This window comes from Streptomyces sp. NPDC093109 (genome assembly GCF_040701725.1).
In the GTDB taxonomy this organism is placed as follows: domain Bacteria; phylum Actinomycetota; class Actinomycetes; order Streptomycetales; family Streptomycetaceae; genus Streptomyces.
Window position 1 is genome coordinate 1 of record NZ_JBFBEZ010000113.1, and the last position, 1,854, is coordinate 1,854.

At 68.5% G+C, this 1,854-nt stretch carries 1 protein-coding gene; it reads right to left on the reverse strand.

Annotation, left to right across the window (positions count from 1 at the left end; genetic code table 11):
• Window positions 1-1,854: type I polyketide synthase (locus AB0389_RS37775; protein WP_366400118.1), on the reverse strand; the 1,854-nt coding region annotated here is incomplete at both ends.

Here is a 1,854-nt window from a genome sequence, read left to right on the forward strand (position 1 = left end):
CCAGTAGTGGTGGTGTTGGAAGGGGTAGGTGGGGAGGGGGGGGTGGGGTGTGGTGGGTGTGGTGTGCCAGGTGGGTGTGTGGTGGGTGTGGGTGTGGAGGTGGGCGAGGGCGGTGTGGAAGGTGGTGGGTTCGTGTTGGTTGCGGCGGAGGGTGGGGATGGTGGTGGTGGGAGTGGTGGTGTGTTGGGTGAGGGTTTCCTGGATGGCGGGGGTGAGGACGGGGTGGGGGCTGATTTCGATGAAGGTGTGGTGGCCGGTGTCGGCGAGGGTGGTGGTGGCGGTGTGGAAGTGGACGGTCTGGCGGAGGTTTCGGTACCAGTAGTCGGCGTTGAGGTGGGGGCCGGTGATCCAGGTGGTGTCGGTGGTGGAGTACATGGGGGTGGTGGGTGTGTGGGGGGTGATGTCGTGGAGGAGGTGGGTGAGTTCTTGGTGGAGTTGTTCGACGTGGTGGGTGTGGGAGGCGTAGTCGACGGGGATTTTGCGGGCTCGGATGTTGTGGTTGTTGAGTTGGGTGTGAAGGTGGTCGATGGTGGTGGGGTCGCCGGCGATGACGGTGGTGGTCGGGCCGTTGATGGTGGCGATGTCGATGGTGTGCTGGTGGGGGGTGGTCCAGGGGGTGAGTTCGGTGTGGGGGAGGGGGACGGACATCATGGCGCCGTGGCCGGCGAGTCGGCGGGCGATGGCTTGGCTGCGGAGGGCGATGATGCGGGCGGCGTCGTTGAGGGTGAGGGCGCCGGCGATGTGGGCGGCGGTGATTTCGCCTTGGGAGTGGCCGATGACGGCGTCGGGGTGGATGCCGTGGTGTTGCCACATGCGGGTGAGGGCGGTCATGACGGCGAAGGTGACGGGTTGGACGACGTCGACGCGGTCGAGGGTGGGGGCGTTGGGGGTTTGGCGGAGGACGTCGGTGACGGTCCAGTTCTGGTGGGGGGCGAGGGCGGTGTCGCAGGCGTTGATGGTGTGGGTGAAGACGGGGTGGGTGTCGAGGAGGGTGGCGCCCATGCCGGTCCATTGGGTGCCTTGGCCGGGGAAGACGAAGACGGTTTTGCCGGTGGTGGTGGTAGTGGGGCCGGTGGTGAGGGCAGGGTCGGGGGTGTTGGTTGTGAGGGCGGTGAGGGCGCGGTGGAGGTCGTTGTGGTGGGTGGCGGTGATGACGGCGCGGTGGTGGTGGTGGGGTCGGTGGGTGAGTTGGTGGGCGATGTGGGTGGGGGTGTGGTGGGGGTGTTGTTCGAGGTGGTGGAGGAGGCGTCGGGCGGTGTCGGTGAGGGCTTGGGGGGTGGCGGCGGACAGGGGCCAGTCGATGACCTGTCCGGTGGTGTCGGGTTCGTCGTCGGTGGTGGTGTCGGGGGCGGTGGGGGTGGGGGCTTCCTCCAGGATCACGTGCGCGTTGGTCCCGCTCACACCGAACGCGGAGACGGCGATACGCCGCGGATGCTCCGCCTCCGGCCAGGGCACCTCCTCAGTCAGCAGCCGTACCTCGCCGGTCGACCAGTCGACATGCGGTGTCGGCGCGTCCACGTGGAGGGTGCGCGGTAGAGCACCGTGGCGCATGGCCAGCACGGACTTTACGACACCCGCCATGCCCGCGGCCGCCTGGGTGTGGCCGATGTTGGACTTGAGTGATCCCAACCACAGCGGCTGTCCCGGCTCCCGATCCTGCCCGTAGGTGCTGATCACCGCCTGTGCCTCGATGGGGTCGCCCAGCACAGTGCCGGTGCCGTGCGCCTCGACGGCGTCGACGTCCCGGGGCCGCAGCCCTGCGTTGGCGAGGGCTTGGTTGATGACGCGTTGTTGGGAGGGGCCGTTGGGTGCGGTGAGGCCGTTGGAGGCGCCGTCCTGGTTGACGGCGGAGCC